This window comes from Comamonas sp. 7D-2 (assembly GCF_022749555.1).
Lineage (GTDB): Bacteria > Pseudomonadota > Gammaproteobacteria > Burkholderiales > Burkholderiaceae_C > Comamonas > Comamonas thiooxydans.
Map to the genome: position 1 here is coordinate 461,095 of NZ_CP094238.1, position 22,537 is coordinate 483,631.

Sequence of the window (22,537 nt, forward strand, 5' to 3'; positions counted from 1 at the left end):
CCGCAACCGTCGTCAGGATTGGCGCACGGACAGGGTGTGCTGCTCGGTTAAGATAGTTGAGAGCGATTCTCAAAAACATAAAAAATACGCTCCGCTTTCGGTACTGGTTCACGGATCTCTTGCACTTGGCTGGCAGGAGGCTTGTCGGTTTCGAGGCGGAGCGTGTTTTTTTATGCCTGTTCACCATCTGGAGCCCTCCATGTTTCGACGACCCCTGTTTGCACTGGCCGCCGTTGCCAGCCTGTGCGCCCCTGCGCTGTCCGCCCACGCCGAGGACATCACGCTCTATACCACCCGTGAACCGGCTCTGATCCAGCCCTTGCTGGCTGCCTTCACGGCGCAGACCAAGATCGGCGTGAAGACGGTCTTCGTCAAGGACGGCCTGCTGGAGCGCGTCAAGGCTGAAGGCCAGCGCTCGCCCGCCGACGTGCTGATGACGGTGGATATCGGCAATCTGCTGGATCTGGTGGACGGTGGCGTGACCCAGCCAGTCAAGTCCAGCACTCTGGAAGCCGCCATTCCTGCCCAGTTGCGTGCCGCAGACAACCAGTGGTTTGCGCTGTCCATGCGGGCCCGCGTGCTGTATGCCGAAAAGGACATGAAGATCGGCGCCTTCCGCTATGAAGACCTGGCCAAGCCCCAGTTCAAGGGCAAGGTCTGCAGCCGTGCCGGCCAGCACCCCTACAACACGGCGCTGATCGCCGCCATGATCGCCCATGACGGCGAAGCCAAGACCGAGCAGTGGCTCAAGGGCGTCAAGGCCAATCTGGCGCGCAAGGCCACCGGTGGCGACCGCGACGTGGCGCGTGACATTCTGGGCGGCATCTGCGATGTGGGCCTGGCCAACACCTATTACGTGGGCCATATGAAGGCGGCCAAGGAAGGTACGGACGCACGCAAGTGGGGCGATGCCATCAAGGTCGTCAAGCCTACTTTCAACGATCCCAAGAGCGGCACGCATATCAATATCAGCGGCGCCTCGGTGGCCAAGCACGCGCCCAACCGCGATCAGGCCGTGAAGTTGCTGGAGTTCCTGGTCTCCGAACCGGCTCAGAATATGTACGCCCAGGCCAACTACGAGCACCCTGTGCGCAAGGGCGTGGCGCTGGACCCCGTGGTGGCCCAGAGCATTGGCGAGATCAAGATCGATCCGCTGCCGCTGACAGAGATTGCCAAGCACCGCAAGGCTGCCAGCGTGCTGGTCGACAAGGTGGGATTTGATAAATAAGTAGCCCCCTGAGGCGCTGATGCGCCTTCCCCCTCTCTCGCTTCGCGGGAGGGGGACAACACCTTCGCTGCGAGGCGGCTCTTGCTCGGTGTTCCTTTGATGGAGCATGCCTGTCCAAGGGCCGTTTCCTTTTTGATTTTTTGATGTTTTCTTATCTTCGTTCAGGGCTCAGACCCGTCGGGCCGGTGTGGCAGGGCGCAAGCTGGTTGATTGCGCTGGGGGTGTTTGCGCCCATTGCCTCGCTGGCCTGGCTGGCGCTGGGGGCGGACTGGGCGCACTGGCAGGATCTGCTGCGCTATGTGCTGCCCGATGCCGCTGCCAATACGGCCTGGCTGCTGGGCGGGGTGGGCCTGGTGGTACTGGTGGTGGGCACGGGCTGCGCCTGGCTGGTGACGGCCTGTGATTTTCCGGGGCGGCGCTGGTTGCATTGGGCACTGCTGCTGCCGCTGGCCATGCCGGCCTATATCGTGGCCTTTGCCTATCTGGACCTGCTTCACCCCATAGGCCCGGTGCAAGGCGCGCTGCGCTGGTTGCTGGGTTACGACAGCCCGCGTCAGTGGCGCCTGCCCGATCTTCGCTCCATGGGCGGTGCGATCTTTGTGCTGGGCTTCACGCTCTACCCCTATGTGTACATGACGGCGCGCTCCATGTTCATGACCCAGCCGGCGCATCTGATGGAGGCCGCACGCTCGCTGGGTGAGACCCGCTGGGGTGCTTTTTGGCGCGTGGCCCTGCCCATGGCGCGACCGGCGCTGGTCGTGGGTCTGAGCCTGGCGCTGCTGGAGACACTCAACGATATCGGGGCGTCCGAGTTTCTGGGCGTGCACACACTCACGGTGTCGATCTACACCACCTGGGTCACGCGTTCCGATCTGGCTGGTGCCGCGCAGATTGCCTGCTCCATGCTGCTGGCCGTGGTGGCCCTGGTCTGGCTGGAGCGCCAGGGCCGCAGTCGCCAGCGCTTTGGCTCGGCCCAGCGCATGCGGGCCATAGCGCCGCACCGCCTGCCCGCAGGCAGGGCCTGGCTGGCAACACTGGCCTGCAGCCTGCCGGTGCTGATCGGCTTTGCTGCGCCAGCTGCCTATCTGGCCTGGGAAAGCGGCAAGCGTCTGGTGCAGGGCTCGGGCGTGTCCGAGGGCCTGGTCTCCAGTCTGCTCAACACGCTGGGACTGGCGCTGGGCGTGACCGTGATCGCGGTGGCCGCGGGTCTTGTTGTGGCCTGGGCCACGCGCACCGGCATCAGCACGCGAGCGCCGTCACGCTGGCCAGCGCAGTTGGCGGCGCTGGGCTACGCCGTGCCGGGCACGGTGCTGGCCATCGGCCTGTTGACGCCGGCGCTGGCGTTCGACGCCGGGCTGGCCCAGCTGTTCGGTATGGGCGGCCTGCCGCTGATGGGGCAGGGCATTGTGTTGGTGGCTGCCTGCGTGATTCGCTTTCTGGTCATGCCCGTGGGCGGTATCGAGGCCGGACTGGTGCGTATTCCGCCGACGCTGGAGCAGGCATCGCGTTTGCTGGGCGAAAGCCGCCTGGGCACGCTGCGCCGCGTGCATCTGCCGCTGCTGCGGCCCGCCATGGCCACCAGTGCCATGCTGGTGTTTGTCGACGCCATGAAGGAGCTGCCCGCCACCTTGCTGCTGCGCCCGGCCGATTTCGATACCCTGGCCACCTGGCTCTATGCCGAAGCCGCGCGCGGCACCTATGAGGAGGGCGCGATCGCCGCGCTGTGCATTGTGATCGCGGGGCTGGTTCCCGTCATGCTGCTGGCGCGTGCCCAGCTGTCGGGTAGTCAGCGATGAATATGCATGAAAATCGGCTCAAGCGCTTATGGGTATTGCGCAAGCAGCTATTGAATATGAATAGGATGAACAGGACTTGTGCAAACAAGAATGCAGCAACGGACGGCCTCCTGAGGCAGTCGTCTTGCCCGAATCCGTTTTGCATAAGTCGTGATGAAGTGACTGCATGACCGCCTCTCTACAAATTGCGCAGCTGCAACTGGGCTATGACACGCCCAAGGGCTTGCACACCGTGCTGCAGGGCTTTGATCTGCAGGTGCCTGCAGGTCATATCGCCAGCCTGCTGGGTCCCTCGGGCTGCGGCAAGACCTCCGTACTGCGAGCGATTGCGGGCTTCGAGCCGGTGCGCGCGGGCAGCATTCATCTGGGCGAGGTATTGCTCTCCGGCCCCGGCACGCATCTGCCTCCCGAGCAGCGCCATGTGGGCATGATGTTTCAGGAGTACGGGCTGTTCCCGAATTTGACGGCCGTGCAGAACGTGGGCTTCGGCCTGCGCCGTATGGGCAAGCCAGAGCGCGACAAGCGTGTGCAGGAGCTGCTTGCCGTGGTGGGGCTGGCGAATTCAGGTAGCAAGTTCCCGCACGAGCTGTCCGGCGGTCAGCAGCAGCGTGTGGCGCTGGCGCGGGCCCTGGCGCCGTCCCCGGCCTTGCTGCTGCTCGATGAGCCATTTTCCAATCTCGATGCCGCCACGCGCGAGCGCCTGACGCTGGAGGTCCGCGACATTCTGCGGGCCACCGGGCAGACGGCGATTCTGGTCACGCACAACGCGCAGGAGGCCGAAACCATGGCCGACCAGATCTGCAGGATGACGCCAGTTCAGCTCTGAGCCGGCCCTGAGGTTTAAAGCAGGACGCGGCCTGAGGTGACGGTCACGGTGTGGCCGCCTACCCAGAGCTTGCCGTTGGCTGCGGTCTGGACATGAACCTGTCCGTCACGGCCCACGCATACGCCTTGCGCGGCGATATAGGGAGTCTGCAGCAGATCCTCGCCGGTCAGCCATTGGGCCAGCGCAGCATTCAGGCTGCCGGTGACAGGGTCTTCGCTCGCGGTATCGCCGATCAGGGCGCGTACTTCCAGACGTGGTTGCGCTGAGGTCACTTTTTCTTGAGCTGCTTCTTCCGCCTGCTTGGCAAAAGCGCGGGCCTCGCGGCTGGAGCGGCCAATCAACGGGGCATCCTCTGCCACCTCATAAATGGCCGCCAGACCGGTTTTGGCACCCAGCTTTTTGAGTGCGCCAAAGTCTGGCTCCACACTCAGAACCGTATCGGGGTGGTCCAGCAGCATTCCCAGCCAGGGCGAGCCGTTGTAGAGGCTGCGTGCCATCAGCAACTGCTCACGCTGCAGGCCCAGAGCCTGCAGCACGGGTGCCAGTTCCTCTTCGGAAATCTCCTGAGAGTCGAGTGAGGGTGCTTCGAAAAACAGCGCACCTTGCGCATCGCAGCCAATGGCTACCAGGCCTTTTTTGCACTCCTGAAGCACTTGCTCGGGGTTGCGCGGCTGGCCGCCCTGGGCCAGCCAGGCATGGCAGCTGCCCAGCGTGGGGTGGCCGGCAAAAGCCAGTTCGCCCGCGGGCGTGAAGATACGCAGCTGGTAGTCGGCGCCCGCAGCCAGCCCCTCGGGCGTGGGCTGCAGCACAAAAGTGGTTTCCGACAGATTGGTCCAGCGCGCGAAGGCCTGCATCTGCGCATCGCTCAAGCCATCGGCACCCAGCACCACGGCCACGGGGTTGCCGAGCAGCGCGGTATGCGTGAACACGTCCACGGTCATATAGGGACGAGAGAGAGGGCTGTTATGTGCGGAGGCAGACATGGGCAGCGATTGTCGGCAAAAAGAAAAACCGGCGCAGAGCCGGTCGATGTGGCATTTCACATGCCATGGGGTATCAGAGACAGCGAGGAAGCGCCGCCGCGCACCGAGGCTGTCGTCCCCCTCCGGCGCAAAGCGCCAGAGAGGGGGAGGTGGCAAAGCCGCTCAGGGGGCCTTCAGATCACAAGCTGGCCTTGATGGCCTCGGCCAGGGACTTGATGCCGACGTTGATCTGCTCGGCAGACACCGTCACATACGACAGGCGCAGCGTGTTGTTCTGTGCATCGCCGGCGTAGAAGGGCGCGCCGGGCACGAAAGCCATATTGCGCTCCACGGCCTTGGCCAGCAGGGCCTGGGCGTCCATGCCCGCAGGCAACCTGACCCAGAGGAACATGCCGCCCACAGGACGTGTCCACTTCACGTCGAGACCGGCCATCTCACGCTCCAGAGCCATCAGCATCACATCGCGCTGAGCCTTGTACATGGCACGGATGGTGGGCACATGGCGATCCAGGAAACCGTCCTTGATGACTTCGGCCACCACGCGCTGGTTGAAACTGGGGGTGTGCAGATCGGCGGCCTGCTTGGCCTGGGTCAGCTTGCCATACACGGACTTGGGCGCGACGATGAAGCCGATGCGCAGGCCGGGGGCCAGCACCTTGGAGAACGAGCCCATGTAGATCACACCCTCGGGGTTGCGTGCAGCCAGGGGCAGAGGGGGTTCTTGTTCGTACCAGAGGTCGCCGTAGGGGTTGTCCTCGATCAGGGGAATGTCCAGCTCCCTGGCCTTGTCGACCAGAGCCTGGCGGCGCGCATCACTCATGGTGCGGCCCGTGGGGTTCTGGAAGTTGGGCAGCACATAGGCCAGTCGGGCCTTGTCGGCGCCGCTGCCGATCTGCTTGGCAAAGTCCTCGATCAGCATGCCTTCGTCATCGCTGTCCACGCCCACGGCCACGGGCTCCATGGGGGTGAAGGCCTGCAGGGCGCCCAGGTAGGTGGGCTTTTCGACCAGCAGACGGCTGCCCTTGTCCAGGAACACCTTGCCGATCAGGTCCAGCGCCTGCTGGCTGCCGGTGGTGATCAGGATCTGCTCGGGATCGACGTTCCAGGGCAGGAAGTCGGCAATCGCCTGGCGCAGCGGGGCAAAGCCCTCGGTGGTCGAGTACTGCAGGGCCGCGGCGCCGTCACGCTGCATCACGGCCTGGCAGGCTTCGGTGAACGCATCCAGGGGGAAGGCCTTGGGGGAAGGCAGGCCGCCAGCCATGCTGATGATGCCGGGGCGGTCGGTCAGCTTGAGGATCTCGCGGATGGCGGAGGAATTCATCTTGGCAGCACGTTCTGCCAGCGTCCAGGTTGTCATAAAACAGTACTCGATCTCTACGTTTCCAGCCCGGGCAGGGCTGGCCGGTGTGCATTTTCACGCCGTTGTCGGGCATGTGCCGGCCCGAGCTTGGGGCTCGGGATGCAATCGTTGCGGCGCACAAGGCGCTGCAACCATGCACCAGCAGGTGGGCTTATTGTGTCGCGACCGGTTTGCCTGTGTGGGCTGGCGGGCAATTGCGACGGTGTGGTCTGCAGCCGGTGAGGCCGCAGGCCGTGACCATAGCCCTGTGTGGAGGGCGGCCAAGAGAGGTTGATGGACTCAATATACGCGTGAGACCATTACAGTACCTATACAGACAGTCTCACAATCATGGCTTCTGTATCGGTATCCGCTTCAATACAGTTCGCTGCACATTACCATGTCCATCTCCCTGTCCCGCCAGGCGGCCCTGACCCTGACCCAGCAACTGGCCGAGCGTCTGGCCGAGCGCATACGCACGCGGCTGCTGCCCGCTGGCGCGCGCCTGCCCTCGGTGCGTGAATGTGCGCGCCAGCAGGGCGTGAGTCCGTACACGGTGGTGGCCGCCTACGACCTGCTGCAGGCCCAGGGACTGGTCGAGGCCAGGCCGCAACGCGGCTTCTTTGTACGCGATATTGTGCAAAATCCGCTTCAAACGCAGGAAAGTCAAGCGCAGATAGCTATCAATGAGGGAGCGGTCAACACCCCGGTAGGCATCCCGCCAGGCACGCGCATCAACGCCACCATGCTGATTCGCGGCATGTTCGTGGAGAGCGTGGCCGGAAAGCCCCAGCCTGGTGCCGGTGTGCTGCCTGCCGAATGGCTGGATGCCGGCTTTCTGGTGGCGGCCATGCGCAAGGTCACCAGCGGGCAGGCGCTGCGCGAATCGCTGGTGCGCTATGGCGAGCCCATGGGTGACAGCCGGCTGCGCGAAGCGCTGGCGCGGCGCCTGCAGCGCATAGGCATCGCGGCGGGGACTGGCCAGATCATCACTACCCTGGGGGCGACCCAGGCGCTGGACATCGTGAGCCGAGCCCTGCTGCAGCCCGGCGATCCGGTGATGGTGGAGGAGCCGGGCTGGGCCGTGGAATATGCGCGCCTGGCCGCCATGGGCATGCGCGTGCTGCCCGTGCCGCGCGGGCCCGAGGGGCCGGACATGGCGGTGATGCAGCGCTATTGCGAGACCATGGCCCCCAAGCTCTATGTGAGTGTCAGCGTGTTGCACAACCCCACGGGCTACAGTCTGAGCGCGGCCAGCGCCCATGAGGTGCTGCAGATGGCGCAGCGATACGGCTTCTATGTGGTGGAGGACGATAGCTACTGCCATATTGCGCCCGATCACGCGCCACGCGTGTCGGTGCTGGACCGCTTGCAGCGCAGCATCTACATCAGCGGCTTTGCCAAGGTGCTGGTGCCCAACTGGCGCCTGGGCTATCTGGCAGCGCCGCCCGAGCTGGTCGAGAGACTTCTGGACACCAAGCTGCTGTCCACCCTATCCACGCCGACCCCAATGGAGCAGGCCCTGGCCCTGTGCATGGAGCAGGGCCAGCTGCGCCGCCATGCCGAGCGGCTGCGCCAGCATCTGGCCCAGGCGCGCATGCGCAGCGTGGCTCTGGCCCAGGCGGCTGGCTGTCGGTTTGTGGCCGAGCCTGCTGGCATGTTCGGCTGGGTGGATACCGGCGTGGATACCGAGGTGCTGACCCAGTTGCTGCTGGATCAGGGCTACATGATTGCCCCTGGCGCCATGTTCCATGCCAGCCGGGGCTCCAGCACCTGCATGCGCATCAACTTCGCGACCACACAGGATGCCGCCTTCTGGCGCGTCTTCGAGCGCGTCGTGGCCCAGATGCGGGCCCAGGCACAGAAGTTGTAGAACGTGTTGACGATCTCCTCGCGCCGCGACAGAGGGTTTGCGGGATGGGATGCAAGGCGCGATACCGCAGCAATAGCCGTGCTATTGCGAGGATTCGCAACGCCGCAGACCGCCCGCAAACCCTCTGTCCCGCAGGGTTGGGGCGAAATCGGGCGATTTCTGCGCGCTGACTCTTGCTTGCACCCCGGTGCAAGCGGCGAGCCAACGCTTTGAACTCATCCCGATTGCGCTCCAACGCGACTGCGTAGAGATCGTCAACACGTTCTTAACCCAGTTGGACGGGACCCTGATGGATATGGCAGCCTGTGCGCTGCAGCAGCTCGCCAAAGGCGTCGGACATCGGATAGTCGAACTCCACGGGCCGCTGCCTGCCTATGGCATCGCCCTGCGCCACGCCGCGGACCAACCGGCTGACCATCTGTGTGTCATAGCTGGCTGTGCTGGGGCATCAAAGCCATAGACGCGGGCAAAGCCATGGTTCATGGGGATGTCGGCAGGCGCTGCGGTCAGGTGGCGGGCCACCGCTTAGCGGCCGGCGTGGTTGAGCGCGCCCAGAGCATCTCGTGCCGGGTTGCCCGTGTTGCTTGGAGTTTCCGCGTCGAGCCTAGCTGGCTGCGTGATAGATGCGTGCGCGGCCGGTCTGCGATGCGCCGCGCAGACTGCTTTCATAGGTGCTGTCTTCGGCAGCAGGCACCAGGGCCTTGGTGCGGCGCTGGTTGAGCACGGAAAGCCTTGCCAACTGGTCACGGACCAGGGAAATTTCGCGGTCCAGATTCTGTGCGCGCTCGCGCAGTGCAGGCGTCCAGTCGTCTGCCGAGAAGCGTTTGACGAGCTGGGAGAACGCCACCATGGCGTCACGCAGGCGGGTGCTGGACTGTTCCAGCGCGGATGCGTCCGGTGACTGCAGCGATGCCGAAACGGTCTGAATCACCGCATCCAGCGAATCGAGCATTTCCTGCAAGGTCATCGGGTCAGCCTTTGTTCGGGAGTTCAGGCACGGGCGCTTCAGCCGCGAGCGTGAACCAGGAATTCTTCGGTATTGGCCAGCAGCTTGTCTGCCACGGCCTCGGCGTTGACGCGGAAGCTGCCATTGGCAATGGCTTCGCGCATGGCCTTGACGCGATCGGCATCAAAGTCGGTATTGGTGCGGTTTTGGCTGTCCAGGGCGCGGGCCGAGGACGAAAAGGACACGGGCACGCCGGCGGCGCGCTCGGACAAGCCTTTGGTCGATTCTTCGGTGGCAACCGTGGTGGCGGATTTCGGGGCCTGCTTGGCGGCTGCAGTGGTCTGCTGCAGGTCCGGCTTATTGCCTATCTTCATGCTGGTTCTCCAATCGCCCTGTATCGGCGTAGGGCGCTGTAGCCTTGCTTTCGACAAGGGCGCGTAAAACTTGAGGAATATTTGGCATGGTTGATAAAGTGAGTATGCACCCTCTCGTCATTGAACCAGAACCACGCCACTGGCATTGACCGTTCCTGTAACAAGGCGGCCATTATCCATGCGAACCCGTACCTGCTGCCCTTCTCCGGCTGCAGTCATTGCCTTGCCTGAGCCGGCAACGCTGAAGCCGCCGCCGTTGACCATCACCTGGACGGGCGATCCCGCCGTGAACAAGGCAGGCGGACGTACCATGTTCTGGCGCAGAGCCTGCCCCGAAGTCAGCGGTCGCGCCGCGACCATGCCGATGAAATCCTGTGCATTGGCGAAGACGGGGGCGCTGTCCTCGGCCCAGTCCACTTCAGCGGGGGCTGCGTCCTCGGCGCTCAGCGTCTTGCCTGCCGGAATATTGCCCTGGGCCACCCAGGCCGGGCCATAGGCCCGCACGGTGATGGGCAGGAACACGTTCCAGGGCACGCTGCCCTGCACGCAGCGCAGGCCCAGCCGGGTGCGACCCCAGAGGCGACTGCCCGCAGGCAGATAGGGCTCGACCTTGGCGCAGGCTGCCAGGCGCAGGCGCGAGTCCAGCTGGCCCATCTGAACCTCCATGCGCAAAGCCATGCCATTGCCGGCTTGCGCAGTCTCGGTTGATGGCTGGTGCAGAGCCGCATCGACAAAGCGCTGTCCGATCTGGCTGAGCTGTGCCGCGCCGTCCTGGGCCTGTGCGCCAGCCGTCAGCAGCAGCGCAGCGAGACCCCATGCTGCAGCCAGGCCTTGAGAGGGGCGAAGGCGCAGAAACAGGGAAAAGCGGCCAGACATGCATCAATCCTTTGAAGTATCCGCAGTCACAGGGCTGCAGACGATGCTGGCAAATATAGGCGTGACATGGCTTGCGCAATGGCTTGAAGAGCCAGCGCAATACCGCTTTCTTCGCGCTTTAGTTTGCGCTGCCGATTTTCATAATCCTCGCATGCCGCAGTCCGTGGGCTCCGGCATCCCCGAATTCTGAAAGCGAGGCCGCAATGCTGAACAAAATGACCGAACGACTGGACTTCCAAAGCGAGGCGCTGCTCTTGCGCGCCGAGCGCCAGCGCGCCATTGCCAGCAATATTGCCAATGCCGACACCCCCGGCTATGTGGCGCGCGACTTCAATTTCCGCGAAGCCTTGATGGCCGCGACCAGCGGGCCCAAGCCCTTGACCCAGGCCAGCGTCACGACGGCAGGCCATATCCCGCTGCAGGCGCAGATGTCGGACGAGGCGCTCAAGGCCAAGCTCGGCTATTCGGTCAATTCCCAGCCCAGCCTGGATAACAACACCGTGGATCTGGATCGCGAGCGCGCCAATTTCGTCGACAACTCCGTGCGCTACGAAGCCACGCTGCGCTTCATCAACGGCCAGGCCAAGACCATGCTCAGCGCCATTCAAGGCCAGTAAGCCCAGGAGCTAAACCATGTCCATGTTTTCCATCTTCAATATCTCGGGCAGCGCGGTCAGTGCTCAGTCCCAGCGCCTGAACGTGGTGGCCTCCAATCTGGCCAACGTCGATGCCGTGGCCGGCCCCGATGGCAGCGTCTACAAGGCGCGCCAGGTCGTGTTTCAGACCGTGCCCATGGGCAACGACGGCAGCGCGGGCGTCAAGGTCAATGCCATCAGCGAGGACAACACGCCCGGCCGCCGCATCCACGACCCCAGCAATCCGCTGGCCGATGGCGAGGGCTATGTCACCCACTCCAACGTGAGCGCCGTGGACGAGATGGTCAACATGATCTCGGCGTCACGCTCCTATCAGAACAACGTGGAAGTCATGAACACGGCCAAGACGCTGCTGCTCAAGACTCTGCAAATGGGCCAGTAAGCCCGGGAACACACACATGATCTACGGCGCAAGCAGCGTGGACGGCACCACGACCAACACCACCAGCAATACCAAGAACTCGGTGACCAACCCCAACGAGGCGCAGGACCGTTTCCTCAAGCTGCTGGTGGCCCAGCTCAACAACCAGGACCCCATGAATCCCATGGACAACGCGGAAATGACCTCGCAGATGGCGCAGATCAACACCGTGACCGGTATTCAGCAGCTGAACCAGACCATGGCCTCCATGTCCAGCCAGTTCACGGCCATGCAGGTGCTGCAGGGCACTTCCATGATCGGTCGTACGGTGCTGACCGAGGGCAACACCCTGGGCGTGGCGGCCGATGGCACGCATACCGCTGCCTTCGACCTGGAAAACCAGGCGGCCAGCGTCAAGATCCAGATCACCACGGCCAGTGGCGAGCTGGTGGACACCATCGACCTGGGGGCCGGCGCTGCCGGGCGGAACTACTTCACCTGGGATGGCAAGGACAAATACAGCGGCGATGCCTCGCAGCTGCGCTACAGCGTGGTCGCCACCAATGGCACGACCGCAGTGGCATCCACACCGCTGGCGCCGCATGCCGTGATTGCCACCAGCTCGGCCAATGGCTCTTTGTCGCTGGAGCTCGATAACGGCGACAGCGTGGCTTATTCCGGCGTCAAGGCCGTTTACTGATTGAGGAACACATCATGGGTTTTCAACAAGGTCTCTCCGGCTTGAACGCCGCCAGCAAGAATCTGGACGTCATCGGCCACAACATCGCCAACTCCAACACCACGGGCTTCAAGGCCTCGCGCGCTGACTTTGCCGAGATGGTCGCCAGCGCCATCGGCTCGGCCAGCGGCCAGAGCAGCGGCATCGGCGTCAACGTGGCCTCCGTGTCCCAGCAGTTCAGGCAGGGCTCCATCACTTCGACGGGCAACAACCTTGACATCGCCATCAACGGCAACGGCTTTTTCGTCGTCAAGCAAAGCGACGGCAGCATCGCCTACACGCGCGCCGGCAACTTCGGCCTGGACAAGGAGGGCAACCTCAAGACCGTGGACAACGACAATGTCATGGGCTATGTGGTGGACCCTTCGACCGGCAAGATCCAGTCGGGTGCCACGCCTGTGCCGATGAGCTTTCCCACAGGGCAGCCGATTCCCGCCAAGCAGACGTCCAAGGTGAATGTGGAGCTGAATCTGGATGCACGCGCCACGGCGGCCGCCGGCGACGCGACAGCCACGCCCCCTGTCGCTGCCACGCCTCGTGCCACCTATGGCACCTCGCTGAATGTGTATGACACCCAGGGCACGGCGATCCCGGTCAATCTGTATTTCGAGAAAGACGCCACAGGCAACACCTGGAATGTCTTCAACTCGCTTGATGCCACGGCCACGCCCATTGGTACGGCCGTGTTCGACGCGAGCGGCAAGCTCACCAGCGTCACCCCCAATGCACCGACCACAGGTTCGGGTACCACGCTGAATCTGAGCGTCAGCGGCGGCACGGCCAATCCAAACGGCCTGCAGCCCTTCAACGTCGCGTTCGATTTCGGCGGTCTGACCCAGTTCGGCACCAAGTTTGCCGTCAGCAGCCTCAAGCAGGACGGCTATACCTCGGGCGCACTGACGGGCATCAATGTGGGCCGCGACGGCTCCATCGTGGCTTCCTACTCCAACGGCGTCACGCGCACCGAAGGCCAGATCGCTCTGGCGGCATTCACCAATACCCAGGGTCTGGGCTCCATCGGCAACAACAAATGGGTTGCCACCTCCGACTCCGGCCCTGCACTCAATGGTTCGGCCCAGACCGGCACCTTCGGCTCGCTGCAGTCGGGCGCGCTGGAAGAGTCCAACGTTGACCTGACGGCCGAGTTGGTCAACATGATGACGGCGCAGCGCTCCTACCAAGCCAACGCCCAGACCATCAAGACGCAGGACCAGGTGTTCTCCACACTCGTGAACCTGCGATAACCGATAGGCCCTTGAGGCGCTTTGCGCCGGGGCTGCAAAGGCGATTGATTTGACGGAAGGAAGGTCAGCATGGACAAAATTATTTATACGTCGATGACTGGGGCCAATGCGGCAGCCCAGCGTCAGGCCGTGCTGGCTCACAACCTGGCCAATGCGGGCACCAACGGCTTCAGGGCCGAGATGTCCACCTTCCGTTCGGTACCGCTGCAGGGTTCGGGGGCCGGCACCCGCGTGTTTGCGCTGGAGGCCACCTCCGGCTATCAGGACACTCCCGGCCCGGCCCAGCGCACCGGCCGTGCGCTGGACGCCATGGCCATGGGCCGCGCCTGGTTTGCCGTGCAGGGGCTGGATGGCCAGGAGGCCTATACGCGCAACGGCGTGTTCGAGATCTCGCCCGAAGGGCAACTGGTCAACAGCAACGGCCAGGCCGTGCTCTCCGACGGCGGCGCGCCCATCGATATCCCGCCAGAGTCCACGATCTCCCTGGGTTCGGACGGCACGCTGACTGCCAAGATGGGCAACCAGCTGCCCGTGGCCGTGGGGCGCGTCAAGCTGGTCACGCCGCCCGTCGATGAGCCGCTGGTGCGCGGCGATGACGGCTTTTTCCGCGCGGCGCAGGGCGATGCGCTGCCCAACGATGAAACAGCGCGCCTGCTGTCGGGCTCGATCGAGGGATCGAATGTGAACTCCGTCGAAACCATGGTCGGCATGATCGCGGCCTCGCGCCAGTTCGAGCAGCAGATGAAGCTGCTGCAGACCGCTGAAACCAACGATAAATCCGCCAGCCAGCTGCTGAGCTTGAACGGCTGATAGCCAAAGGAATACGTCATGATCAATTCGCTGTTCATTGCCAAGACCGGCATGGAAGCCCAGCAGACGCAGCTGGACGTGATTTCGCACAATCTGGCCAACGTCTCCACCACCGGCTACAAGCGCGCGAATGCGGTCTTCGAGGATCTGATCTATCAGAATCTGCGCCAGTCCGGTTCGCAGACCACCGAGCAGAATCAGCTGCCGACCGGCCTGCACCTGGGCCTGGGCGTGCGCACCGTGGCCACCAGCCGTAACTTTCTGCAGGGCAGCCTGCAGCAATCGAGCAATGCGCTGGATGTGGCCATCAACGGCAACGGCTTCTTCGAAGTCAATATGCCCGACGGTACGATTGCCTATACCCGCGACGGTTCGTTCGAGGTCGATGCCCAGGGCCAGCTGGTGACCTCCAGCGGCCTGCCCGTGGCCAACGGCATCACCATCCCGCAGGGTGCTACCAAGGTGTCGATCAGCCATGACGGCGTGGTCAGCGTCACCATGCCCGGCCAGGCTGCGCCGCAGCAGGTGGGCAATATCGCGATGAGCCAGTTCATCAATGCCGCAGGCCTGGAGCCCCGCGGCCAGAACCTCTACGTCGAGACCGCTTCCTCGGGCCAGCCCCAGCAGGGCACGCCCGGCACCAACGGTCTGGGCACGATTCAGCAGGGCTATCTGGAAGCCTCGAACGTGAACGTGGTCCAGGAGCTGGTGACCATGATTCAGACGCAGCGCGCCTACGAAATGAATTCCAAGGCGATCCAGACCTCCGACCAGATGCTGGCCAAGCTGGCACAGCTCTGATTGATCACAATGTATTGAGGAGCAGCTTGCGCTTGATGCCTATGGTTTTCAGATCAATTCATTGCTGAATTCCATTAGGAGTAGGCGCTGAAAGCTCTGATTTCAATAGCGTGCCTCGCGCACGCAAGGGCACAAGGGGGCGAAGCGCCTGACTGCCAAGGACTTGCCGCCATGTTCAAAGCCATTGTTTCCCATTGCCCGCCGCTCTGCGCCCTCGCCGGGGCCCTGCTGGTTTCGGGCTGCGTCACGCTCAATCCGCCGCCGCCCGTGGACATGCCATCCACCGCACCTCCCGTGCTGCAGCCGCGCGAGCAGACGGCCCAGGCGCCCACTGGCAGCCTGTTCAACGCCAGCCGCTACCGCCCCATGTTCGAGGATCAGCGCGCCCGCATGGTGGGCGATTCGGTGACGGTGCAGATCGTCGAGCGCGTTTCGGCCAGCCAGAGCACGGACTCCAAGGTCGGGCGAGCCAACGAGCTGAGCACGGGCATCACCTCGCTGCCGCTGCTCAGGGGCGGCGCCGAGAAGACGGTGGCCGATGCGCTCACCCTGGGGGCCGAGAGCAAGAACGACTTCAAGGGCTCGGGGGCCACCAGCAGCAACAACACCTTCACGGGCTCGATCGCAACCACCGTGGTCGATGTGCTGCCCAACGGTCATCTGGTGATTGCCGGCGAGAAGCAGATCGGCGTGAACCATAACGTCGATGTGCTGCGTTTCACGGGCACGGTGGACCCGCGTTCGCTGCGTCCGGGCAGCACCGTGGCATCGACTCAGGTGGCCAATCTGCGTGTCGAGTCGCGCAGCCGTGGCCAGGCCGGTGAAGCCCAGTCAATTGGCTGGTTGTCCCGGTTCTTTTTGAACGTTATGCCGTTCTGATTCTTCCGAGAATGGGCAGTATGAAAGTACTGTCCACGCTCCTGTCACTGCGCCCTGCGCACACCGCCTTGCTGGTGGTCGCAGCCCTTGGCGCCAGCGGGCTCACCCTGCCTGCGCATGCCACACGCATCAAGGAGGTTGCCGCCATCCAGGGCGTGCGCAGCAACCAGTTGACAGGCTATGGTCTGGTGGTCGGCCTCGACGGAACGGGCGACCAGACCACGCAGATGCCCTACACCAAGCAGGCGCTGGCCAATTACCTGGAGCAGATGGGCATCGCCCTGCCGGCCACGGGCAATGCGGCCCAGCTGCAGCTCAAGAATGTGGCGGCGGTGATCATCACGGCCGAGCTTCCGGCCTTTGCACAGCCCGGTCAGGCCATCGACATCAATGTCTCCTCCATGGGCAATGCCAAGTCGCTCAAGGGCGGCACGCTGGTGGCGACACCGCTGCGCGGCGCGGACGGAGAGATCTATGCCCTGGCCCAGGGCAATGTGGTGGTCGGCGGTGCCGGGGCTGCAGCCGGCGGCTCCAAGGTGCAGGTCAATCACCTGAACGCGGGCCGCGTGCCGCAGGGCGCGCAGGTTGAGCGTGCAGTGCCCACTCCCGTCAACCAGGGCAACACGATCACGCTGGGCCTGAATCAGACCGACTTCCAGACAGCCGACAAGATGGTTCGCGCCATCAACCAGCGCATGGGAGCGGGTACGGCCATGGCATTGGACGGCCGCACGGTGCAGGTCAATGCACCCATCGATCCGGGCTCGCGCGTGCGCATGATCGCCGAGATTCAGGAGATGCCCATCGAGACCTCCAAGCCGGCGGCCAAGGTGGTCATCAATGCCCGCACCGGCTCCATCGTGCTCAATCAGGCGGTGACCCTGGGCCCCTGCGCGATTGCGCACGGCAATCTGTCCATCACCATCAGCACCACGCCGGTCATCAGCCAGCCTGCACCGTTCTCGCAAGGGCAGACCGTGGTGGCGCAGAAGTCCGATATCCAGGTCAAGCAGGAGCCCGGCAAGGTCATCAACATGCCCAATTCGCCCCAGCTCACCGATGTGGTGCGGGCACTGAATTCACTGGGCGCCACGCCCCAGGATCTGCTGGCCATCCTGCAGGCCATCAAGGCCGCTGGCGCCATGGACGCCGAGCTGGAGGTGATATGAGCACGTCATTGCCCCATTCTTCATCCCTGGCGGCCAGCAATGCTCTGGCTGTCGATGCACGTTCGCTCAATGCGCTCAAGACGGCAGCCGGCGAGAACAGCCCTCAGGCCGCGCGCGAGACGGCCAAGCAGCTCGAGTCGCTGTTCATGCGCGAGATGATCAAGAGCATGCGCGAGGCGACCATGAAGTCCGGCCTGCTCGACAGCGCGCAGGGCAATCTCAGCACCGATCTGCTGGATCAGCAGCTCTCGGTGGCCATGGCGGGACAGCCTGGCGGTCTCACCGATGCCATCAGCAAGCAGCTGGCGCGCAGCATGGGGGTCGACGCCGCCGAGGACGCAGAAATTGCCGTGCCTTCCACACTGAGCCTGAGCCGCAACGCCTGGCGCAATGTGGGCAGCAACGGCGCCTGGAGCGGCAGCCGCAGCCAGGCTGCGCAATCGATCAACGCCTATGCACCGGCTCCCAAGGGGCGCGACAACTTCGTGACGGCGCACACCGGCGCGGCCCAGCGCGTGGCCAGCGAGAGCGGCATCCCGGCCCACTACATGATCGGCCAGGCCGGACACGAGACGGGCTGGGGCAGGAGCGAGATCCGCAACAAGGACGGCAGCAACTCGTTCAACCTGTTCGGCATCAAGGCCGGTGGAAGCTGGACGGGCAAGGTCGCCGAAGTCACGACCACCGAATACATCAATGGCGCGCCCAAGAAGGTGACGGCCAAGTTCCGCGCCTATGACTCCTACGAGGAGTCCTTCCGCGACTACGCACGCCTGATCGGCAGCAATCCGCGCTACGAAAAAGCCATGGCCCAGACCGGCTCTGCCCAGGCCTATGCCAGCGAGCTGCAAAAGGCCGGCTACGCCACCGATCCGGCCTATGCGCAAAAGCTCAGCCGCGCCATCCAGAGCGTGGCCCAGGTCAGCGTCGCCAACGCCGGCAACAACAGCGCCAATGTCGCAAGCCGTCTGGGCGTCAGCGCCCGTGCCGCCCAGATCAACAAGATCACCGAGAACCAGTCATGAGTCTTCTGAACGTGGGCGCGCGCGCCCTGATGGCCAACCAGATCGCCCTGCAAACCACGGGGCACAACATCGCCAACGTCAACACCGCCGGCTATTCGCGCCAGAGCGTGGCCTTCCAGACCTCGGCGGGCCAGAACATCGGCAATGGCTATATCGGCAATGGCGCCGATGTGGCGACCATCTTGCGCAACTTCAGCGAGCTGGTCAACCGTCAGGCCACGGCGGCCACCGCCGCCAGTGCCGCAGACTCCGCGCGCTCGAACTCGCTCAACCAGTTGCAGGAAGTGTTCTCCGGCGGAACCAACGGCCTGGGCGCGGCCATCAACGACATGATGAATGCGTTTGCCGATGTGAGCAGCGCACCTACCGACTCTTCGGCACGCCAGGTGGTGCTGACGCGCATGAGCGAACTGGCTGCGCGCTTTCGCTCGGCTTCGGCCCAGCTCGACGAGATGGACTACAGCACGCGACAGCAGATGAGCAATGACGTGAATGTGGTCAACAGTCTGTCCCAACAGGTGGCGGCGCTCAACGGCCAGATCAGCAGCGCCATTGCCACGGGCCACACGCCCAATGACCTGCTCGATCAGCGCGACCAGCTGGTGCGTGACATCAACAAATACGTGCAGACCTCGCAGGTCGACGCCGGCGATGGCTCCATCAGCCTGTTCGTGGGCGGCAGCCAGCCGCTGGTGCTGGGGCAGAGCGCGGCCAAGCTCAGCCTGCAGGAGTCCACGCAGTACCCCGGCAGCGGCAAGATGAGCCTGTATTTCCAGCAGCAGGGCGGGCAGCCCGTGGAGCTGACTCCGGCCATGGCCGGCGGCGGCGAGATTGCCGGTCTGCTGCAGTTCCAGAACAACGACCTGAGCGAGGGGCGCAACCTGCTGGGGCGCATGGTGATCTCGATCGGCGATACGCTCAATACGCAGAACCAGCTGGGCCTGACATTGTCGGGTCAGAAGGGCGGGGCGCTGTTCAATATTCCGATGACGACCACGGGCTCCACCACGGGTGCTCAATGGGTACAGCCCGATACGCCCACGGTCACGGTCAAGGACTCGAGCGCGCTCAAGGCTTCGGATTACAAGATCGTTTTCGGCAACGATGCGCCCAAGGGCAAGGTGGTGCGCCTGTCGGATGGCCAGACCACGGCCTTCAACGATCTGACGGACCTGCGCGGCATGACGATCGACGGTCTGCAGTTCGATCTCAAGAACGATGGCCAGGCCGGCCAGTCCGTGCTGTTCAGTCCTGTGGCATCGGCGGCGCACGATATTCAGACCATGGTGCATTCCGGCAACGATCTGGCGGTGGCCAATCCGGTGTCGGCCAAGATCAACTCGCTGGGCGATGCGGCCGTCCGCATGTCCAGCCTGAAGGTGGAAAAAGGCTTCGATGCCTCTGCCTTTCCTGCAGGCACCACCCTGTCTTTCGCGCCTGACGGGGCGGGCGGCATGACCTATACCATCACGCCTGCCCCCAGCGGCGTGGCTGCGACAGGCGCTTATATCTCCGGACAGGCCATCGAGCTGGCTCCGGGGCTCAAGGTGACGCTCACCGGCACGCCTGCGGTGGATGGTGCCACCAGCGATACCGTGAGCTTCGGCCCCAACAGCTTCTACAGCTCGGATACGGGCAATGCCAGCTCCTTCCTGTCGTTGCGCGACGCCGTGATCTTCGATGGCGCGACCACGCTCAGCGACGGTTTTTCCACCGCCATGGCGCAGATCGGCACGCGCACGCAAAGCGCGGCCTATGCAGCCAAGCTGTCCGACTCGATTGCCAAGAATCTGGAGGGCGATCGCACCGCAGTGTCCGGCGTCAATCTGGACGAAGAAGCCGCCAAGCTGCTGCAGTACCAGCAGTCCTACCAGGCCTCGGCCAAGATGCTGCAGGTGGCTCAGGGCATTTTTGACAGCGTGATCCAGGCCGTTGGCCGTTAACCCCCTACAGCCGGAGAACAGGCATGAGCATCAACCGCATTGGCACGGCCAATATGTATGACAGCACCATCAACAACCTGGGCTCGCGTCAGAGCAGCCTGGTGGACCTGATGGAGAAGACCACGGCGGGCAAGCGCGTGCTGCGCGCCAGCGACGACCCCGTGGCGGCGGCCCAGGCCGAGCGCGCACGCACCCGCATCACCCGCTCTGAAAATGACCAGCGTGTGCTCGGTGCCCAGCGCGATGTGATTGCCCAGGGCGAGTCCGAGCTGGGCAAGGCTCATGGTGCTTTGCAGGATTTTCGTGATCTGGTGGTGCAGGCCGGCAACGGTTCGTATGACCAGGTGGCACGCGATGCGCTGGTCCAGCAGATGCAAAGCCTGCGCGATCAGATTCTCGGCTATGCCAATGCCAAGGACTCCAACGGCTTGCCGATTTTCCGCGGGCTGGGCAGTCCCGATACGCCGCTGCAAAGCACGCCTCCGGGCTCGAGCAGCCAGCTCAACCCCGGCCAGAGCACTGGCAGTGACAACGGCCTGCCCATCTCTCTGGATGGTCATGCGGCCTGGTTGAACGTGCCCACCGGCAACGGGGTGTTTGTGGTGAATGGCGCTGCCTCCAATTCCGGCAAGGCCTGGGCGGATGTGGGATCGGTCACCGACCCGAGCAAGGTCACGGGCGATAGCTACACGCTGGTATTCACCAAGGACCCGACTACCGGCGAGGTCAGCTACGAGATCAACTCCAGCTCGGCCACGGCAACCAACCCTGTGGTTCCGTCCACACCCTACAAGGAAGGGCAGGCGATTACCGTCGGTGGTCAGCAGATCAGCATCAAGGGTACTCCGGCCGACGGCGACAGCTTCACCATGTCTCCAAGCACACGCACCGATATTTTCAGCGTGCTGGATCAGGCCATTGCCACGGTCAAGGGCGGCACGGGGGGGTCGACCGCATTGCAGCAGGGTCTGGGGCGCGCCTTGAGCGAACTGGATTCGGGCATGAACCGGGTGCAGGCCATGCGCAGCTATGCCGGCGACCAGCTCAAACGTGCAGACGGCCTGGAGTCCGACATGAAGGATCAGGCACTGACGCAGGAGGGAGCCCGTTCACGTGCCGAAGATATCGATATGATCACGGCGCTGTCGCAAGTGGATACGCAGAAGGTGGGCTTGCAGGCCGCCCTGCAGTCCTATGCACAGATGCAGAAGCTTTCGCTGTTCAACTACATCGGCTGATTCCAGCGGGCTCTGTCCGTCTTGATGTCTCGTCGTCTACCTGTCCAAATCCTCCATGACCCAGTCTGCCCTCAGCTCTTTGACTCTTGGTTATCGGCCGCTCTGGGGACGTACGCGACGCCTGGCAGGGATTCAGCTTTATGTCCACGAAGACTCGGGCTCCTCTGCCGACATGGCGCATTTCCTGCGCACGGTGGATGAGATCTGGAGCCGTCAGGCCCCGCCGCTCTTGATATCGCCGCAGTCCCGCCAGGTTCTGTGCAATCTTCTTGAACATGCACCTCAGGGCAGTCCCTGGATAGAGGTGCGCGGCGACTGGCTGCAGCAGGATGAAGGTATTTACGAGCTGGTGCAGAAGGCCAAGGCACGCGGGCTGATGCTGGTCTGGGGCGGATCGCTGGCCGATGTGCCCGATGCCGATGCTGCGCGCTGCTTTGCCAGCAGCCTGCTGAGCCTGCCGCCAGAAGGTGCCGCTGGATTGCCCAATGCCGTGCGTTCCAGCCAGCCGGCAAAAGGTGCGGACAAGGAGACTGCCTCGGGCTTTTTTGCCACTCAGCCCCTGAATCTGCTGGACGGTCAGATGTACCAGAGCCTGCAAAGCCTGGAGCTGGCGCGCTCCTGCCTCGACGAGCATGAAGCGGCCGCCGTGGCCGGTTGGCCCGTGGCAGACACCATGCAGGCTTTTCGGCTGCAGCAGCCCCAGCCCTCGCGCGATGCGCTTTTCAGGCTCATGAAGGCCATCGACAAGGAACAGTCCCTGGATGTGATGGAGGAGATCCTGGGTTCGGACCCGGTGCTGGCCTATCGCTTTTTGCTCTATACCAACTCGGCCGCACTGGGCCTGCGTCGCGGCGTGGACTCGCTGCGCCGCGGGCTGGTGATGCTGGGGCTGGGCACGCTGGAGCGCTGGCTGGCCGACCAGCTGCCCCATGCCTGTACCGAACAGGACCTGGTGCCTCTGCGCACGCAGGTCGTGCTGCGCGCCAGGCTGGCCGAGCAGCTGATCGAGGCCGGGGTGAGCCTGGACCTGCAGCGTGAGATGTATCTGTGCAGCCTGTTCTCGCAGCTGGATTTGCTGCTGCATGAGCCGGTGGCCACCATCTTGCGACGCACGCCGCTGAATGAGCGCATTTTCGATGCCATCGTCACGCGCTCCGGTCCTTATGCGGCCGTGCTGCAGATGAGCCAGGCTCTGGAGGGTCGTGACCCGGCACCCATCCGGCAGCTGCGCGAGCAGGAGGAGTGGGAGGCAGAAGACCTCAACCGGATGCTGCTGCGCATGCTCAGCGAGCTCAAGCTGGGCATGCCGCAAGCTCAGACCTGAGTGTCTGGGTGAAAATTCGCTAAAAACAGGCTCTATCTCCTGATGGGAGCGCGCAGACAGCTATCAAATTGATGGATGTGCTGTGAGGCAGAGTCGTGCATAAGCAG

General features: G+C 63.8%; 23 protein-coding genes. 17 read left to right on the forward strand and 6 right to left on the reverse strand.

Features of this window, described 5'->3' with window-relative positions:
- Positions 1–199: 199 nt before the first annotated feature.
- From MPZ60_RS02105 to MPZ60_RS02115, 3 genes are all read left to right on the forward strand, one after another.
- On the forward strand, positions 200–1,228 hold the full coding sequence (locus MPZ60_RS02105) for an extracellular solute-binding protein (RefSeq protein WP_034353197.1): 1,029 nt from the start codon (positions 200–202) through the stop codon (positions 1,226–1,228).
- Between the two features lie 143 nt (positions 1,229–1,371).
- On the forward strand, positions 1,372–3,024 hold the full coding sequence (locus MPZ60_RS02110) for an iron ABC transporter permease (protein ID WP_034353081.1): 1,653 nt from the start codon (positions 1,372–1,374) through the stop codon (positions 3,022–3,024).
- A 166-nt stretch (positions 3,025–3,190) separates the two neighbouring features.
- Positions 3,191–3,850, forward strand: a complete 660-nt coding sequence (locus MPZ60_RS02115; protein ID WP_242881951.1) for an ABC transporter ATP-binding protein — start codon at positions 3,191–3,193, stop codon at positions 3,848–3,850.
- A 14-nt stretch (positions 3,851–3,864) separates the two neighbouring features.
- On the opposite strand, the gene MPZ60_RS02120 is transcribed toward MPZ60_RS02115, so the two are convergent.
- Entirely contained in the window at positions 3,865–4,833 is a 969-nt protein-coding gene (locus tag MPZ60_RS02120) for a PhzF family phenazine biosynthesis protein (RefSeq protein ID WP_034353086.1), read from the reverse strand.
- 178 nt (positions 4,834–5,011) lie between these two features.
- Complete coding sequence (locus tag MPZ60_RS02125) at positions 5,012–6,190, reverse strand: PLP-dependent aminotransferase family protein (protein ID WP_034353089.1); 1,179 nt, start codon at positions 6,188–6,190, stop codon at positions 5,012–5,014.
- Positions 6,191–6,572: 382 nt separating this feature from the next.
- On the opposite strand from MPZ60_RS02125, the gene MPZ60_RS02130 reads away from it, so the two are divergent.
- Positions 6,573–8,045, forward strand: a complete 1,473-nt coding sequence (locus tag MPZ60_RS02130; RefSeq protein WP_034353091.1) for a PLP-dependent aminotransferase family protein — start codon at positions 6,573–6,575, stop codon at positions 8,043–8,045.
- 265 nt (positions 8,046–8,310) lie between these two features.
- Here MPZ60_RS02130 and MPZ60_RS02135 read toward each other — a convergent pair whose 3' ends face one another.
- The 4 genes from MPZ60_RS02135 to flgA all read right to left on the reverse strand — a co-directional run bounded on the left by MPZ60_RS02135 (position 8,311) and on the right by flgA (position 10,241).
- The gene (locus MPZ60_RS02135) at positions 8,311–8,463 is read right to left on the reverse strand and encodes a hypothetical protein (RefSeq protein ID WP_165571698.1); all 153 of its coding nucleotides are present in this window, start codon (positions 8,461–8,463) and stop codon (positions 8,311–8,313) included.
- A gap of 186 nt (positions 8,464–8,649) precedes the next feature.
- Complete coding sequence (locus MPZ60_RS02140; protein ID WP_003065537.1) at positions 8,650–9,012, reverse strand: hypothetical protein; 363 nt, start codon at positions 9,010–9,012, stop codon at positions 8,650–8,652.
- A gap of 38 nt (positions 9,013–9,050) precedes the next feature.
- Positions 9,051–9,365, reverse strand: a complete 315-nt coding sequence (gene flgM, locus MPZ60_RS02145; protein WP_034353093.1) for a flagellar biosynthesis anti-sigma factor FlgM — start codon at positions 9,363–9,365, stop codon at positions 9,051–9,053.
- A gap of 117 nt (positions 9,366–9,482) precedes the next feature.
- Positions 9,483–10,241, reverse strand: coding sequence for a flagellar basal body P-ring formation chaperone FlgA (flgA, locus tag MPZ60_RS02150; protein WP_034353095.1), 759 nt, complete (start codon positions 10,239–10,241; stop codon positions 9,483–9,485).
- Between flgA and MPZ60_RS02155 the strand changes: the two genes are divergently transcribed.
- The 13 genes from MPZ60_RS02155 to MPZ60_RS02215 all read left to right on the forward strand — a co-directional run bounded on the left by MPZ60_RS02155 (position 10,240) and on the right by MPZ60_RS02215 (position 22,430).
- Positions 10,240–10,431 (forward strand): hypothetical protein, encoded by a 192-nt coding sequence (locus MPZ60_RS02155; RefSeq protein ID WP_131324637.1) that lies wholly within the window; start codon positions 10,240–10,242, stop codon positions 10,429–10,431. The two genes, flgA and MPZ60_RS02155, sit on opposite strands and share 2 nt — an antisense overlap.
- Before the next feature lie 13 nt (positions 10,432–10,444).
- Entirely contained in the window at positions 10,445–10,858 is a 414-nt protein-coding gene (gene flgB / locus MPZ60_RS02160) for a flagellar basal body rod protein FlgB (protein WP_003065531.1), read from the forward strand.
- Between the two features lie 16 nt (positions 10,859–10,874).
- Positions 10,875–11,279, forward strand: a complete 405-nt coding sequence (flgC, locus tag MPZ60_RS02165; RefSeq protein WP_003059205.1) for a flagellar basal body rod protein FlgC — start codon at positions 10,875–10,877, stop codon at positions 11,277–11,279.
- A gap of 16 nt (positions 11,280–11,295) precedes the next feature.
- Positions 11,296–11,958: a flagellar hook assembly protein FlgD gene (locus tag MPZ60_RS02170; RefSeq protein ID WP_034353098.1), complete on the forward strand. Its 663-nt coding sequence runs from the start codon at positions 11,296–11,298 to the stop codon at positions 11,956–11,958.
- 14 nt (positions 11,959–11,972) lie between these two features.
- The gene (gene flgE, locus MPZ60_RS02175) at positions 11,973–13,241 is read left to right on the forward strand and encodes a flagellar hook protein FlgE (RefSeq protein WP_034353100.1); all 1,269 of its coding nucleotides are present in this window, start codon (positions 11,973–11,975) and stop codon (positions 13,239–13,241) included.
- 69 nt (positions 13,242–13,310) lie between these two features.
- Positions 13,311–14,051 carry a flagellar basal body rod protein FlgF gene (locus MPZ60_RS02180; protein ID WP_003077982.1) on the forward strand — a complete coding sequence of 247 codons (741 nt, stop codon included), beginning with the start codon at positions 13,311–13,313 and terminating at the stop codon, positions 14,049–14,051.
- Between the two features lie 18 nt (positions 14,052–14,069).
- On the forward strand, positions 14,070–14,852 hold the full coding sequence (gene flgG, locus MPZ60_RS02185; protein ID WP_003065524.1) for a flagellar basal-body rod protein FlgG: 783 nt from the start codon (positions 14,070–14,072) through the stop codon (positions 14,850–14,852).
- A 171-nt stretch (positions 14,853–15,023) separates the two neighbouring features.
- On the forward strand, positions 15,024–15,731 hold the full coding sequence (locus MPZ60_RS02190; protein ID WP_003065522.1) for a flagellar basal body L-ring protein FlgH: 708 nt from the start codon (positions 15,024–15,026) through the stop codon (positions 15,729–15,731).
- A 20-nt stretch (positions 15,732–15,751) separates the two neighbouring features.
- Entirely contained in the window at positions 15,752–16,900 is a 1,149-nt protein-coding gene (locus MPZ60_RS02195; RefSeq protein WP_003065520.1) for a flagellar basal body P-ring protein FlgI, read from the forward strand.
- Positions 16,897–17,925 (forward strand): flagellar assembly peptidoglycan hydrolase FlgJ, encoded by a 1,029-nt coding sequence (gene flgJ / locus MPZ60_RS02200; RefSeq protein ID WP_012836851.1) that lies wholly within the window; start codon positions 16,897–16,899, stop codon positions 17,923–17,925. Before MPZ60_RS02195 ends, flgJ begins: the two co-directional genes overlap by 4 nt.
- Positions 17,922–19,868: a flagellar hook-associated protein FlgK gene (gene flgK / locus MPZ60_RS02205; protein WP_242881952.1), complete on the forward strand. Its 1,947-nt coding sequence runs from the start codon at positions 17,922–17,924 to the stop codon at positions 19,866–19,868. Before flgJ ends, flgK begins: the two co-directional genes overlap by 4 nt.
- Before the next feature lie 23 nt (positions 19,869–19,891).
- On the forward strand, positions 19,892–21,106 hold the full coding sequence (flgL, locus tag MPZ60_RS02210; RefSeq protein WP_034353107.1) for a flagellar hook-associated protein FlgL: 1,215 nt from the start codon (positions 19,892–19,894) through the stop codon (positions 21,104–21,106).
- A 55-nt stretch (positions 21,107–21,161) separates the two neighbouring features.
- The gene (locus tag MPZ60_RS02215; RefSeq protein ID WP_034353109.1) at positions 21,162–22,430 is read left to right on the forward strand and encodes an HDOD domain-containing protein; all 1,269 of its coding nucleotides are present in this window, start codon (positions 21,162–21,164) and stop codon (positions 22,428–22,430) included.
- The last annotated feature ends 107 nt before the right edge of the window (positions 22,431–22,537 follow it).